14 protein-coding genes are annotated in these 14,611 nt (G+C 40.4%); all 14 read right to left on the reverse strand.

All coding sequences use genetic code 11. From position 1 onward, the window contains the following. Positions 1-17: 17 nt before the first annotated feature. Positions 18-1,100, reverse strand: coding sequence for a SepM family pheromone-processing serine protease (locus ACVRZ8_RS09815; RefSeq protein ID WP_447449160.1), 1,083 nt, complete (start codon positions 1,098-1,100; stop codon positions 18-20). Then, the gene (gene coaD / locus ACVRZ8_RS09820; protein WP_447449148.1) at positions 1,087-1,575 is read right to left on the reverse strand and encodes a pantetheine-phosphate adenylyltransferase; all 489 of its coding nucleotides are present in this window, start codon (positions 1,573-1,575) and stop codon (positions 1,087-1,089) included. The genes ACVRZ8_RS09815 and coaD overlap by 14 nt, the downstream gene beginning before the upstream one ends. Further along, positions 1,565-2,104, reverse strand: coding sequence for a 16S rRNA (guanine(966)-N(2))-methyltransferase RsmD (rsmD, locus tag ACVRZ8_RS09825; RefSeq protein ID WP_447449161.1), 540 nt, complete (start codon positions 2,102-2,104; stop codon positions 1,565-1,567). The genes coaD and rsmD overlap by 11 nt, the downstream gene beginning before the upstream one ends. A gap of 89 nt (positions 2,105-2,193) precedes the next feature. Beyond that, a complete protein-coding gene (gene trxB / locus ACVRZ8_RS09830) occupies positions 2,194-3,108 on the reverse strand; it encodes a thioredoxin-disulfide reductase (protein ID WP_447449149.1) in 915 nt (304 codons plus the stop codon). Positions 3,109-3,909: 801 nt separating this feature from the next. Then, positions 3,910-4,134 carry a DUF4059 family protein gene (locus ACVRZ8_RS09835; protein ID WP_447449150.1) on the reverse strand — a complete coding sequence of 75 codons (225 nt, stop codon included), beginning with the start codon at positions 4,132-4,134 and terminating at the stop codon, positions 3,910-3,912. Positions 4,135-4,218: 84 nt separating this feature from the next. Beyond that, positions 4,219-4,962, reverse strand: a complete 744-nt coding sequence (locus tag ACVRZ8_RS09840) for an amino acid ABC transporter ATP-binding protein (protein WP_447449151.1) — start codon at positions 4,960-4,962, stop codon at positions 4,219-4,221. Then, entirely contained in the window at positions 4,962-5,768 is an 807-nt protein-coding gene (locus tag ACVRZ8_RS09845; RefSeq protein WP_447449152.1) for an amino acid ABC transporter permease, read from the reverse strand. The genes ACVRZ8_RS09840 and ACVRZ8_RS09845 overlap by 1 nt, the downstream gene beginning before the upstream one ends. 233 nt (positions 5,769-6,001) lie before the next feature. Continuing rightward, positions 6,002-6,577 (reverse strand): DNA-3-methyladenine glycosylase, encoded by a 576-nt coding sequence (locus ACVRZ8_RS09850; protein WP_447449153.1) that lies wholly within the window; start codon positions 6,575-6,577, stop codon positions 6,002-6,004. Between the two features lie 66 nt (positions 6,578-6,643). Further along, the gene (locus ACVRZ8_RS09855) at positions 6,644-7,468 is read right to left on the reverse strand and encodes a transporter substrate-binding domain-containing protein (RefSeq protein ID WP_447449154.1); all 825 of its coding nucleotides are present in this window, start codon (positions 7,466-7,468) and stop codon (positions 6,644-6,646) included. Between the two features lie 485 nt (positions 7,469-7,953). Further along, positions 7,954-9,297 (reverse strand): DEAD/DEAH box helicase, encoded by a 1,344-nt coding sequence (locus ACVRZ8_RS09860; protein ID WP_447449155.1) that lies wholly within the window; start codon positions 9,295-9,297, stop codon positions 7,954-7,956. An 85-nt stretch (positions 9,298-9,382) separates the two neighbouring features. Continuing rightward, on the reverse strand, positions 9,383-10,114 hold the full coding sequence (locus ACVRZ8_RS09865; protein WP_447449156.1) for a hypothetical protein: 732 nt from the start codon (positions 10,112-10,114) through the stop codon (positions 9,383-9,385). Further along, positions 10,111-12,234: a hydantoinase/oxoprolinase family protein gene (locus ACVRZ8_RS09870; protein WP_447449157.1), complete on the reverse strand. Its 2,124-nt coding sequence runs from the start codon at positions 12,232-12,234 to the stop codon at positions 10,111-10,113. The genes ACVRZ8_RS09865 and ACVRZ8_RS09870 overlap by 4 nt, the downstream gene beginning before the upstream one ends. A gap of 113 nt (positions 12,235-12,347) precedes the next feature. Next, complete coding sequence (locus tag ACVRZ8_RS09875; RefSeq protein ID WP_447449158.1) at positions 12,348-13,700, reverse strand: citrate transporter; 1,353 nt, start codon at positions 13,698-13,700, stop codon at positions 12,348-12,350. A 69-nt stretch (positions 13,701-13,769) separates the two neighbouring features. Further along, positions 13,770-14,234 (reverse strand): NanQ anomerase/TabA/YiaL family protein, encoded by a 465-nt coding sequence (locus tag ACVRZ8_RS09880; RefSeq protein WP_447449159.1) that lies wholly within the window; start codon positions 14,232-14,234, stop codon positions 13,770-13,772. Positions 14,235-14,611: the final 377 nt, after the last annotated feature.

Raw genomic sequence — 14,611 nt, forward strand, 5'->3', positions numbered from 1 at the left:
GACTTTGCCTGCCTTTATTAATCTTTAGCCGTTTCTTTTAAATAATCAATAGCATCCTGCACAGTGGTCACTGGTACAATTTTCATATCGGTATCTAAGTCTTTAGCAGCCTTTTTAGCCTCCTCATAATTAGACTTAGCATCTGGATCCGCTTTTTTCTGCTCATCTGAGACAGGATTATTGGGAACAAAGAAAATTTCTGCGCCAGCATCAGCCGCTGCTTTGACTTTGAGGTAAGCTCCGCCAATATCTCCAACAGAACCATCCATTTCAACAGTCCCTGTCCCTGCTATCGTACGTCCCTGCTTCAGATCCTGCTCTGACAGTTGATCATAGATAGCCAGTGTAAACATCAGCCCTGCACTTGGACCGCCAACAGAGCCTGTTGAGAAATTAACCTTAGTATCTGATGATATCTCCGTGTGATCTACTAGGCCAATACCAATACCTGTTTTTCCATTGCCAATTTTGACAATAGTTCCCTTGGCTTCCTTGGATTTACCATCTGAAGTATACTGAACAGTCACTTTTGAACCTAACTCTAGGGACTGGACATAGGTTATCAGCTCATCTGAATTGTTAAAGGTCCTTCCATTCACACCTGTTACCGTATCAGCAATATTAAGCACACCCTTAAAGCTTGAATTATTGCTGACATTCAAAACGTAGACACCTAAGTAATCAAAAGAAACAGTCTTCCCAGCCAATGTCAATCCTTGATAGATGGCTGTATTTTGCGATGTTTCCATATAATACTGATTGATCAGTTCATATTCTTTTGCAGAATAATCTCCAGTGGTCTCTTTTACGGTTGAAATCTCTGTGAAATCCGTAAGATAAGCATAAATCAGCTGTGCCAAGGTAGCTCTGCTTTGGGCCACAGCAACAAAATTATAGGATCCTTTCTCATCATCAGTTTTCCCATCAACAGTCATGACCTCGTCAATATCATAGGCGCCCCCTGGCATTTCAACATAATAATCCAACGGAAAAAATAGAGTAAATAAAAGACCCAGTAGAGCTATCGTTCCTAAAATCCACCATTTAAGCCGCCAGACAAATCTCCCCAAACGCTTAAATATGTTGTTATTTTTCAAAATTTTCCTCCACTTCTTTGACCACAGCTTCAGGAACGTAAGCTGAAATATCTGCCTTAAAATAGATAAGTTCCCGAACACGGCTTGAAGACACCGGCTGCCATTCATGGCCTGCCAGCAGATAGACAGTCTCAATCTCTGGTGCTAAATTTTTATTAAAATAATCAAGATTAGCTTCATAATCAAAGTCACTACTGCTGCGCAAACCACGAACAAGATAGGAGACATTTAAATGTCTGGCCATATCCACCGCCAGACTGTCGTGAGCAGCAATTAAACGGACATTGGGAAATTCTTCCAAAGCCCTTTCCAGCATTCGCTTACGACTGTTAACAGAAAAGAAGCCCTGCTTGTCTTTATTGTAGAAGAGCCCAACATAAAGGATGTCAAAAAGCTTACTGGCTCTTTTAATTACATCCATATGCCCATTTGTAATAGGGTCAAAAGAACCCACAAACATTGCAATTTTATCTGACATAAACTGTCACCTTACTAATTCCATAAATTTTTTGTTTCCAAATGCCAAAGTCTGAGATAACTTCCGGCAGTTCAACACTCTTATCTGTCTCACAAACCAGCATGGCCTCCTCTGACAAGAGTCCTAGATTTTCAAGTGATTCAATATTAGCTGCTATCTGCTCTTTAGCATAAGGAGGATCAAGCAGCACCAAATCAAACTGGCCGGTTAGCTGATTCATAGCCTGCTTGGCTTCCATTCTAAGCAGCTGAAACTGGTTTTGGCACTTAGTCATCTCAATATTTTCTTGAATAATGGCCTGCGCTCTGCGATTTTTTTCAACCAAAACAGCCGAATCCATCCCACGACTGACAGCTTCAATAGCCAGACCACCGCTTCCCGAATACAAATCCAGCACACGACCGCCACTAAAAAATGGACCAATCATATTAAAAATAGCCCCTTTGACTTTATCTGTCGTGGGGCGAGTCGTCTTTCCCTCAAGAGTTTTTAGCGGACGGCCGCCAAATTCACCAGCTACAACGCGCAAAACAGTCACCTCAAGCATTAATAGTTTCATTATACCAAAAAAGCCCAGCTATCGCATGGCTGGGCATCTTATCATAATAACAAACTATTTCATCCTAAATTTTCAATGTAGTTATAAGCCTGAATTCCAGCTGTTGCGCCATCTCCAACGGCTGTTGTGATTTGACGGAGATCTTTTTGACGGACATCTCCAACCGCATAAATACCAGAAACGCTTGTTCTCATCTGATCATCTGTAATAACCCAGCCTGCATCATCTGTAATACCCAGATTTGAAAGGTAATCTGATACAGGATCCAGACCAACATAGACAAAGACACCGCCAAATTCATGTTCAGTTACCTGGCCTGTTTTGACATTTTCAAGAGCAACACTGCGCACTTTGATGTCATCACCCTTAATTTCTTTGACAACAGAATCCCAAATAAAATTAAGCTTATCATTAGCGAAGGCACGATCCTGCAAGACTTTCTGCGCCCGTAGTTGATCACGGCGGTGGACGATTGTCACACTCTTAGCAAAGCGCGTTAAATAAATCCCCTCTTCAACAGCAGAATCTCCGCCACCAACAACTAAAAGATCCTGATTACGGAAAAATGCGCCATCACAGACTGCACAATAAGAAACTCCGCGGCTGTTGAATTCTTCCTCTCCAGCCACACCAATATGACGGTGTTTAGCTCCCGTTGCGATAATGACAGTCTTAGTTTCATAGACCTCATCACCGGTTTTAACAAGCTTATAGCTACCTTTATCTTCAATAGCAGACACAATGCCATAGAGATTTTCAACACCTAATTTTTCCAGAGGTTCATACATTTTCATGGATAGTTCAAAACCTGAGATGCTCTCAAATCCGGGATAATTCTCAATATCAGAGGTATTGTTCATCTGTCCGCCCGGCGCTCCTTGTTCTAAGGTTGCTACTTTTAAATTAGCACGTGCTGCATAAAGCGCAGCCGTCATGCCCGCAGGCCCTGCTCCGATTACAATAGTATCGTACATAAAAACTCCTTCTTTTTTGGAGGCTGGAAGAAAAGTCCTGCCTCCTTTATTTTACCTTAGGTTTGTTAGATTGACGCAGTGGTTGGGACTCAAAACATCCAGTGGACGATTTGAGGTAAGCAACTATCTTTAGCCAATTTAGCATTTCTCCTGCACAGTTCATTAGGGGATTTAGCACCATCAACCACTGCTGATTAGCATTTTCGCTTCCCACTTTCTTGGCTAAACTTTGGACAATTCACCGAACTACCAAAGTATCCTTTGCTAGACAAGATACAAAGAGCGTTCGCGGATAAAGTCAAAATAGGGATTCGACGACGAGTCGTTAAACGACTTTAGAAGGAAGCATCTTTTTGACACAATCCGCAGCTCGTGTTCAATTATTAAGATACAAAGGGCGTTAAGAAAGCGAGAAGAAAATAGGAGCCTAACGCCATGCGCTTTGCGCATAAGGCAGGCTATCTCTTTCTCGACGCTTTTAGCCCGTGTTCAATTAAATAAGTGATAGCTCCATCTCCAAACTATTGGAGGCTATCTAATCCTATGAAGGTTAGGTCATATCAAATCTCTAATCAACTGTGCGGAGGTTAAAAAGATCTGGAAAACCTTTTTAATCTGAAAATAAAACTCACAAAGTAAGTCACAAAGAAATTATCCAGCAGATGACTTCTACCTAATCCTTAAAATAGGAGAACGAAGAAAATCGAAATTGCAATTTTATCACAATTTACCGATTTTTGTTCCACTTTCAATTTACGTTTGTAGTCATATTTTAATTTATCTTTTTCAAAAAAGCTAGTTTTATGCTCTCATCATGATAATAATAGCCATAAAAGCAAAAGCCAAGATGGGAATAGCAACCATAGACATCATAATGGCATCATAAAGCACACTCTGACGTTCACGAATGGTACGATCTTTTTTTCTAACAGCACGATAGCTAATCCAAATAGCAGACAAAACAAAGGTCAGCACAAAAGCAATTAGCAGTCCTAAAAGGTAAAATTTCAAAATAGATAATAGCATATTGACAACTCTTTCTAATGGTAGAAAAGAGCCTTCGGTATCCCCTCAGACTCTATTTTCTCCTATTATAGCAAAAGTCTTGCCTTAAAGATATTGTTTTGAATAAGAAGCAAAGAATTCTTTGGTTCTTTCTTCTTTTGGATGATTGAAAATATCTTCTGGACTACCTTGTTCAAGGATCTGTCCCTTTTCGAGAAAGAGCACTTTGTCTGCCACCTGATAGACAAAATTCATATCATGACTGACTAAAATCATAGTTTGCCCTGACTTGGCTGCATCAGCAATGGATTTTTCCACTTCACCCACAAGTTCCGGATCAAGAGCCGATGTCGGCTCATCTAGCAGGAGAACATCTGGCTTCATGGCCAATGCCCGCGCTAAAGCAACACGCTGCTTTTGACCACCTGACAGATGGCGCGGATAATGATTTTCACGATCCGACAGACCCACCTTTGCCAATTCTTGTTTGGCAATAGTTGTCGCTTCCTCATCGGACAGTTTCTTGACAATCTTAAGACCTTCTTTAACATTATCAAGTGCAGTTCGACGCTCAAAAAGATTAAACTGCTGGAAAACCATGGCCAGTTTGCGACGGAGGGTTAAAATGTCTTCCTTAGAGACATTAGTAAGATTTACTTTAAAATCATCAATTTCGATCGTTCCAGAATTAGCTTTTTCAAGGTAATTGAGGCAGCGGAGAATCGTTGACTTACCAGCACCTGAAGCTCCGACAAGAGCCACGACCTCTCCTTTTTTAATCTCTATATCTATACCTTTTAGAATTTTTTGACCTGAAAATCCCTTACTTAAATTTGTAATTTTAATCATTAGCGATCCCCTCCTGTAGCAGAAATCTTAGCATTTTCAGGCGCTTTGATATCCATACGGCGCTCGAAGAAGCGACCCAAATACTCAATACCGATAGAAATAATCCAGTAAATCAGAGATACCGAAATATAACGCTCAAAATAGCGGTAATCTGCACCGCCGATAATTTGAGCCTGAGCGTACATTTCCACAATTCCTGCGTTAAAAGCCAAAGAGGTTCCTTTAGTAAGACCAATCAGGCTGTTGATTAAGGTTGGTGTCGCAATGACTGCCGCATTTGGAATGATAACACGACGGTAAACTTGGAAAGATGTCATTCCCAAACTACGCGCAGCTTCAATTTCTCCAGAATCAACTGCTAAAATAGCCGCACGAATAGTCTCACTAGTGTAGGCCGCTTCATTAAAAGCAAAGGCTGTAATGGCAAAAATTGATGCTGGAATAGCATTGATATTCCAATCCAAACCATAGGCATTGTTCAAAGCACGAAGCGCCAACGGAATACCATAGTAAGTCAACATGAGCTGAACCAAGATTGGCGTTCCGCGCAGAAAGCTGACAAAAATCGCCTGAATATGATAAAGCACCGGCACACGATTAATTTTAACAATCGCAAAAAGCAAAGCTAAAATAAGCCCAAAGAAAGCTCCTGCTAATGTCAGGCCAATTGTCATTGGAAGATGTTCTAAAATAGACGGAATAGCGTCAAAAACCGCCTGCCAAGAAAAGAGCTTACCTGATGGCAGCCAATTAACAAAATGCTGATACCAAACGGGACCGTCTGATGCTAATAATGTAAGATACATAAATTCCCCTCTGCAATTTACTGAAAACAAAGCAAGCCAGCATGTCGCCGGCCCTGCTCATATTCCTATATTTCCGTATAAATATTGTATCACGATTGAAAATAGGAGTGAAATAGTAATTCTTTATCGTTGTGATAGAAAAAGGCTATCACCTCAAGCTTAAGGATGAGAAATCCAATAATCATAAGATTTACCGCATAAAAGTCAACACAGACAAAAGCTGTACTGACTTTTTATAACCATGTTTCTTGGTCAGGCAACAACTTTCTTTTGGAGATTTTTGAGACGTGACGGTTTCCTTTCGTGTAAAAGCAGAGCAGCTCCTGTCGCCAATGATCAGTGCAAGTAACACCAATTCGGGGACGAACAGCGATTTTCTTAGGATTTGTTCCATCTTGCAACTGCAGTTTGGAGTCACTCAAATTTTCTCCATTAAAACGTTTATCAATTCCTGCAAATCGCGTCAGCTTACCTGGCCCATTTGCCAGCAAGCTGCCGTCTGGTGTTTCTAAAGCCCGAATCAATACAGCTTCTGCAATGCCTTGCGGCTTTGTAACGAGATTCAGCAGCTGATGCCCATAAATCTGGTAAACATACCAATGTCCGGCAGATAAATACATGGATTCATTCTTAGGGCTTCGCCGTTCATTGGCACTGTGGCAGGCACTGTCTTTGCTGCCAAGATAGGCTTCTGTTTCTACAATTCTGCCTAAGAATTTACTATCCAAATACAATTCCATTCCCAGCAATGCCTTGGCTGTCGCAATGGTATCCGTCTTCATTAAGTCTTGAAATTTTTTTGAAAGCATAGCTTGATTGTAACATAAAGGCAGAGCTAAAGAAAAGTAGCAGTCTTAATTTAACAGTTGATGAAATTACTTTCCAAGATCCGTTACATAGTCCCCGCCAAAGTACTTTTCGGACAATTCCTTCAACGTTCCGTCTTCTGTCAATTCTTCAATACGCTGGTTGACAAAGCTTTGCAATTCTTTTCCCTGCTTATCATCGGCAAACAAGAAATATTCCAAACCATCGGTATCACCACCAATAGCATCAGTCACATCAGTTACTGTCAAATCAAGACCTTGATCTTCGACAATATAGGCAGACGAAATCGCATCATACAAGATGAAATCAATACTTCCGCTGTCAATATGCTGGATACGAGTTGTCAAACCCGTTGAACTTGAAGCGTAATTGATTTGAATTTGCTCTTTGTCAGGATGAGCTTTATTCCATTCTTCCAAGACCTGAGCATAATTTGAGCCTGAGATTACTTCAGTTGATTTTCCAGCTAAATCATCCAGACTGTCATAGGAAGTTCCTGCAGCACTTGTAATGGCATAATTTGATTTGGAAATCGGATTTGAAAATAGATATTTTTCTGCCCGCTCCTCATTATAGTTAAAATCATTAGCAGCAATTTGATAGCGGCCTGCATCTACCCCTGTCAGTATAGAATCAAAGGCCGTCGTCGTAAACTGCAATTCATACTTATCAGAACCTTTAAAAATAGCCTTTAACACATCAATATCATATCCTGTGAAATTTTTCCCGTTCTTGTAGGTGAAAGGAGCCGTGTCAGAGTCTGTTGCTACTGTAATCTTTGTCTTTTCTGACGAATTGTTATCGTCTGAGCAAGCCGCTAAAAATAAAACTGAAACTAACACTAGTGACAAACTTAACCAAAATTTTTTCATCAATTATCCCTCGTTTCTAAAACGGTTTCAAGACTTTATTAGTTTAGCATATCGAATTTCTCTAAACAAATTGAAAAAAACTATCAGCTCATAGCTAAACTATATCACAAAAAATCTTAAAATAAGAACCTGTATTCACAAAATTCATCTGAATGATATACGACAGTTGCCGCCGTGGTGATGAGATTGTTGCCCGAAACGGGCAACAATCGTGGGGATTTTCGAGACCTTAGGCTCGAAAATTAGGCATGGAACGACGTAGTCGGTCGCTGCCGTCCCCACTACTTAAGGCAGACTGTCACAAAAATTCTTATGAATACAAGTTCTAATATATTGTTTTAGTGTACACTTTTTTAGATTTAAACGACTTAAAAAGATACGGTAGACTTTAAAAAATAGTTCTCAAAACCGTTGATAGACTTGACAAATGGAGAAAAAGAGAGTGGTTTATCCCACTCTCTTTAACATTTATCCTGTCTTAAAGCTTAAAAACTTTGCTTTTTGGCCTTCCTCTTGGAGCGGCCCTTAGCACGCGCTTCAGCACGACGCTCTTTGCGGCGTTTCTCATCAACCTTCCACTGAATTTTCTTCTTGTAGCCTGGCTTGATTTTCTTTTTTTTCTTTTTGACTAGGCCAATCATTTCTGTGTCCAGTTTTTGATAAGATTTCTCACGATTGGCACGGCGGTCACGGTCATAAGTATCCTGAAATTCCCCATTTTTAAGGACTTTTGGCACAAAGGCTATGCCCATCTTCTCAAGTTCTCTGATGTCTGAATCTTCACTTGGCTGATAGAGGGTGATGGCTGTACCCGATAAACCATTGCGGCCAGTTCGTCCGACACGGTGCACAAAGAATGATAAATCCTGAGGAATGGCATCGTTGATAACATGGCTGACCCCTTCAATATCAAGACCACGAGCAGCCAAATCAGTCGCAACAATGTATTCAAAGTCTAATTTTTTGACCTGATTCATGATGCGTTTGCGTTCACGCGGCGTGATACCGCCATGGATTTTCGCTGCTTTCAATCCGTTAGCTGTCAAAAAAGTATGCAATTCATTAGCTCGCTCCTTGGTATTGACAAAAATCATAGCCAGATAAGGCTGTAAGCTGTGAGCTATCTCCAAAATCTGCGCATTTTTATCCCGTCCCTTGGTTGAGATCAGCCAATTGTCAATGGTATCTGCGATAACCGTTTCGGTCTTGATTTTTTCCATAGCTGGATTGGTCAGATATTTTTTCAAAAATGGCTGCAGCTTCTGAGGAATAGTCGCTGAAAAGACCAAGATTTGCACATCCTTTGGCAAACTTGCAGCTATCTTATCAACCGTGTCCAAAAAGCCCATATCAAGAGTCATATCAGCTTCGTCAACAACAAAAGTATGAGCCTTATGAATATCCAGATGGCCTGATTTGACCAAATCATAGATACGGCCGGGTGTTCCAATAACAATCTGCGGCTGCGTATTTTTTAGCTTCTCAATCTGACGGAGTTTATCTGTCCCGCCAACATAATTAACCACACGAATATCAGCTTCAGAATGATCTGCAATTTGTTTAGCCGCCTGATAAATCTGAGTTGCTAGTTCACGGCTAGGCGCAGTAATAACCGCCTGAACTTCTGCAGAATCCTCCGCTAGCCTTTCAAAAATCGGCAACAAAAAAGTATGGGTCTTTCCAGATCCTGTTTTTGATTCCCCAACCAAATCTCGGCCGGAGCGGATCACTGGAATTAGCTTTTGCTGAACCGGAGTTGCTTTCTTAAAATTCAGCTCATCAAGTGCAGCCTGAATATAAGCCTTAAAATTAAATTCTTTAAATGACATGATAGTTCTCTTCTATTTTTTCTCTTTTTAGCTTTGCTATTATACCATAAATTAAAAAGAGAGACTAGATTACCTCTTTCAAGCACTAGTCCCTTTTTATACTTTGATAAATTTTGTAGGATAATTCTTTGTTATAAGCATAAGTTAACAGGCAATCCAAAATATAAGGAGAGTAAGGAAAATCTGTATAGGTCTTGGCAAAGACCATGGCACTCATCTCACTAAGACAGATAAATCTCGTCTGATAAGCATAGCCTAAAAAGCGCCATAAAACCATTTTTTTCGTCTTGGTGACTATTGTTTTTTCATGACTGAATTCCAAATAATGAAAATATTCATGCGCCAGCAGCAAAGACTTCAGCCTTTCCTCAGTCAAGAATGAACGGTATTTTGTAGTTGCCACAAGCTCCAAGAACTTAGCCACACTGTCTTGAAAAACTGTGATATGATTAGGCTCAGTGTATTGGGCAAAAATCACATAACTTCCGCCATTGGGCTTATCAGGATTGCTATAGTCTATCTGCTCTTCTTTCAGCAGCTGAAAAATATTTTTCGACTGTTTCAAAGCTTCTTGGGCAAATTGGCTGCCGCAGCTTCGAGCTTCTGCCACTAGTTCTTGCTTGTGCTTTCTCGTCAATCGACCATAGATAGGATCATCTTCTAAGGCTTTCTGAAAAAAATACTCCTCTGGAATAGCCAAAACTAAATCAATGAAAGTCTCAAAATCCGGCACTTGAGAAGTTTTTTCATCAGGTATTTGAATCGTTTTTTGATCTTGCCTTGGAAAAAAGATTTTCTTTAAATTTTCTTTCATCATAATTGATTTTTAACAGCGGTTAAAATAACCCTTTCGTCTGGTTCAAGCATATCCATTTCCACCGACATAAGCAAAAGAATTTGATCAAAATCCATGCTGCCATTAAAGTCCATAATCCTAGGTCCTACACAAATGTAAAAATCTGGACGCAGAACGCTGTCAGTTGTATACACAGCCAAGGTTTCGTACAAATCTGATACCGCATCTTCATATTCTTCAACCTTAATTTCATAGGATTCACCTGAACTGCTTTGAACTTTGATAAAGCCTTTATTATCCAAAATGCGAATGGCCTCATTACCATCTGTCCGTTTGATAACTTTAAAGAACTGACCATCAATAGCAACCTTAGCCTGCTCAGGAGAGATGCCCATATCCTCAGCAGCCAGCTCCAGCAGTTCTGCCTCACTGGCCTGACTCAGCAAATCTTGCGATTTAACTTCTGTTGAGCCCGTGGCAATGGCTGTTAGTTTAGATGTCTGAGAATCAATCTCAACATGAGCCTCTACTGTTTCTGGTGATGCTCCGCTTTCAATAGCACGTTCAATAGCCTCCTGACGAATACTGCGAATATCATCAGGTGTAGGATTTGGCACTACCCGCTCTACAGCATCCCGTACCATAGATAAGGCAACACCAATAGAAGAAATCACCTCAGCATTTTCAGGAATCTTATACCTAATTTTCATCTTATCAGCACAATAACCAATCAGCGAAGCAGCACCGCCTCCAACACCAATTAAAGAAATCTGGTCGTGGCTGAGCTTATATTTCTCCGCTAGTTCTAAAATAACCGGTTCAATTTTCTCAAACGACTTTTGTAAAATCTGCTCTGCCAATTCCTCCACAGTTAAACCTGCATAGTCTGCTACTGGCTTCATGGCGCGTCTGGCGGCTTCAACATTTCCATAAGAAAACTCATCAGGGCTAACCAGACCTAAGACATTGGCAGCACAGCTGTTGGTAATAGTCAAATAAGAACCATCTCTTAATTTGATTTTGACATAATCTTCAGGATCACCTGGCTTAGGCTGGAAAAATTCAAAACTGCAGTTCTCCAACCGCTGTTCATCAGCAAAGACGGCATAATCCAGCCCTGCAATATGGGCACTTCGAGGACCAACATCAACCACACCTTGCTTTGAAACCCGAACCATACTGCCACCAGCCACACCTAAGACACGGACATCTAGCGAGGTCACAAAAGTCTTATGCCCCCCAACAATAGAATAATCCACAGCTGGCCGCCCATTTTTAATGACACCAATATTAACCGAGGTACCGCCAACTTCAAAATAAACGCCGTTAGAAGTCCGCAAATACATGAGCGCACCCATAACACTAGCCGCTGGACCTGACAGCATGGTCAAAACGGGACGTTTCTTCATCTCTGTGATGTCCATAACTCCGCCATCACCGCGCATAATCATAAGCGGAACTTCAACGCCTGCATTGCGCACGCTATTTTCAGTCTGTGAAGCAGTATCCAGCATCTTAGGTAAAATACTGCCGTTAATGGCCGCAGTGCGTGTCCGACGCGTCAGTCCGTAAAGCTTTGTGATTTCAGATGCAGTGCCGCCCATGATACCGCGTTTTTCAACTTCTTCTAAAATATTACGCTCAGGAGTGGGGTCGTCAACACCAAAAGCTGCAGATCCGATAATCACTTCTGCTCCTCGTTCCACCAGTATATCAATTTTACGGTTGACATTTTCCTGTGTGAAATCCTTCCCCTTTAAAAACTCATCAATAATTGTAATGTGACGTCCTGTTCCTAAGTCAATATCATCCAAATGAAGCTGGAGTTTAGCAAGAAAAGATTCAAAGAAACCGCCTGCTGTCCCTAAAATACCAACTTTTGCAACGTCACCTTCTAATAGAGCATTGGTTGCCTGAGTCGTGCTATGAGCAACGAAAACTACATCCTCCGGCGCAATGCCATTTTCTTTCATGCAGTTGACAAAAGAAGTTACAACACCTGTAGCTACGCCGTATTGATCATCATGGGTTGTTTTTACTGAAGATTTACCAATAATTTCGTGGGTATCATTGTCAATAGCGACCGCTTTGGTGTGCGTTCCGCCAACGTCAATACCCATGCGTACTTTCCTGCCTGACATAACATACCTCCTTTAAGTTGTTAACAGGGCTGTCGAAATCATTCATTTTTTTAGGCAAAATAGATAGCTTGCCCAAACCTTTCATTCATTTGACAAAAATAACAAACACACCATCAGCCAAACATGAAGTAAGTAATCATAGCTAGAACAGCACTAATTAGCCAACCGCTAGGAATAGAAATCTTGAGGAAGTCTCTGGAAGAAACTTTAGTATAATTAATTCCCCAAATAATCCATGACTGGGTAATACATGATGAAATATTCATTGTGATTGTTGGAGTGTACATCAAAGGAAAGAGCAGAGTTGTACTAAAGCCGACACCCTTTAGAATTCCTAAAGTTGCTGCACCTGCACCTGCCAGCGTAAACGGTCCTCTAAATAGACCTAGAGGTGCTAAAACAGCAAAGGCTAAACAGATAACTAGGGCTGAATGAGGAATGATGCCTCCCAATAGCGCATTGAAATAAGGAACAGCCAGCTCTGAAGCTTTGTTAAACATTGGAATGATTAGCATAAAACCAACCAGCGGTGCAGTGTCAATAACACCATCGTAGAAAGTCTTGTTAAAGACATCACCAGTCTCCTTAAAACTCTTTAAGAAGCCGCAGATAGCCAAGGCGTAAAAACTAGCAATTAAGAAACCAAGAATAACAGGCACTTTAAAACCAATAGCCAAGATAACCGGAATAAAAGGGGTCAGTAAAGCCAAGGCTGGCACACTGGTCGTCTCTGAAGCTTGAGGATTTTTAGCAGACCAAGCATGAACACGTTTTTTACGATTAGCAAAGAAAACAATGAGTAAAATAGCAACAATCAGCTGTACAGCTAAAGCAACAAAACCCCAACGCAAGTAAGTGGCATCATAAAAATAGGTTTGTTCTCCATTACTACCCAGATAAAAGGCTTGGTATTGGTTAAAAATAACCGGATTAATATAAAGCCCCGCACCTATTGAAAGCATAAAGGAAACGATTGATAAAACCTTAGGAACTCCCAGAGTCAGCATGATTGGCAAAACAATAACCCCAATGGCAACAACTGCACCGGCACCAAACATACTGGTAAAAATAGCTGTCGTCACAATCAGAAGCAGGGTTGCTGTGATAGCAGGGTTGTCTCCACCAAGTTCCACGGTCTTTTTGATAATAGAAGAAGCAATCCCAGTCTGAAGCATGACTCGGCCAAACCAAGCACCAAAGAAGAAGTTAACCAGAACAGAACCCCAGCCTTCAGGACCAGATTGAAAGACATTGGTTAAGACATCCATAACCGGTGTTTTTATAACATCTTTATTTTCTGCAATAAAATTGGTATCTGTCACCAGCATATTCCCAATAAGAGGAATAATGGTCCATAAAATAGCCATAATCAGCATCCCAATCATCAGATTGCCGCCTTTAATAGCATAAACAACCAAACCGATAAAAATTAATAACAATAAAATTCCAATAAGTGTTTGAATCATGTGATTTTCTCCTTTCATGACAAGATAAGAGAGAGGCTTCCCAAGTATCAGTACAGACAGGTTAGAACCTTAACTATCTGCGCTGCGCCGAACTTTGAGAACTATTTTCTTTACGTTTTCTGGATGCCCTTCCTCAATCCATCCATTGGTTTTATGAGGCTCATCCATACCAATTAACAAAAAATCTCCTTTCTCTAAAATAATATGATTGATGTGTTTGGGTTCTTCTAAAAATTCAATATCGCGCTCAGCATTATAAGGACTAGCAGGCTCAATTTGGCTATCCGCAGAAACCGCAATAATTTCACGTCCTTCTGCTATATAGTGAATATCTAATCTCTCGTGATGCCTTTCAAAAGGTACCTGACGAATATCTTGAGTCTGATAAGATAAAACTTGGATATAGGTATCTTCATCTACCAAAATGCGCCCATCATCCTCTTGGGTAAAATCCCTAGATTTAAGAAGCGCAAAAGCCTTAGCCAATACAGCATAATCTGCAGCATTAAAATCTTTTACGTTTGAATATAGCATTTATCCATCCTTTCTAAATATGACGCTCTCTCTTAAATCATTAAGTATTTATCATCTACATCAATATAAAAGCAATCAATGAGTTATCTATTAGTGAAACGGTTAACTATGTCTTTCTCATTATTATAACTTATTTTTAATCAAATAGCAAGCGCTTTCATTTTACCGTTTGATGAAAAAACAACGAATATTCTGCTATGTTACTGACTTTTAAGAACAAAATAAAAAAGTTGGAAACACTTATAAAAAGTGGCTCTATAATATCTGTAGTGGGTAAATCTCATTCAGATATTATAGGGCTTTTTGAGTGTATACACAAAAAGTCCCATATGACTTATAATGAAAAGCGACAAAACCATCATTAGAAAGATTCCTAT

The organism is Streptococcus dentiloxodontae (genome assembly GCF_053206925.1).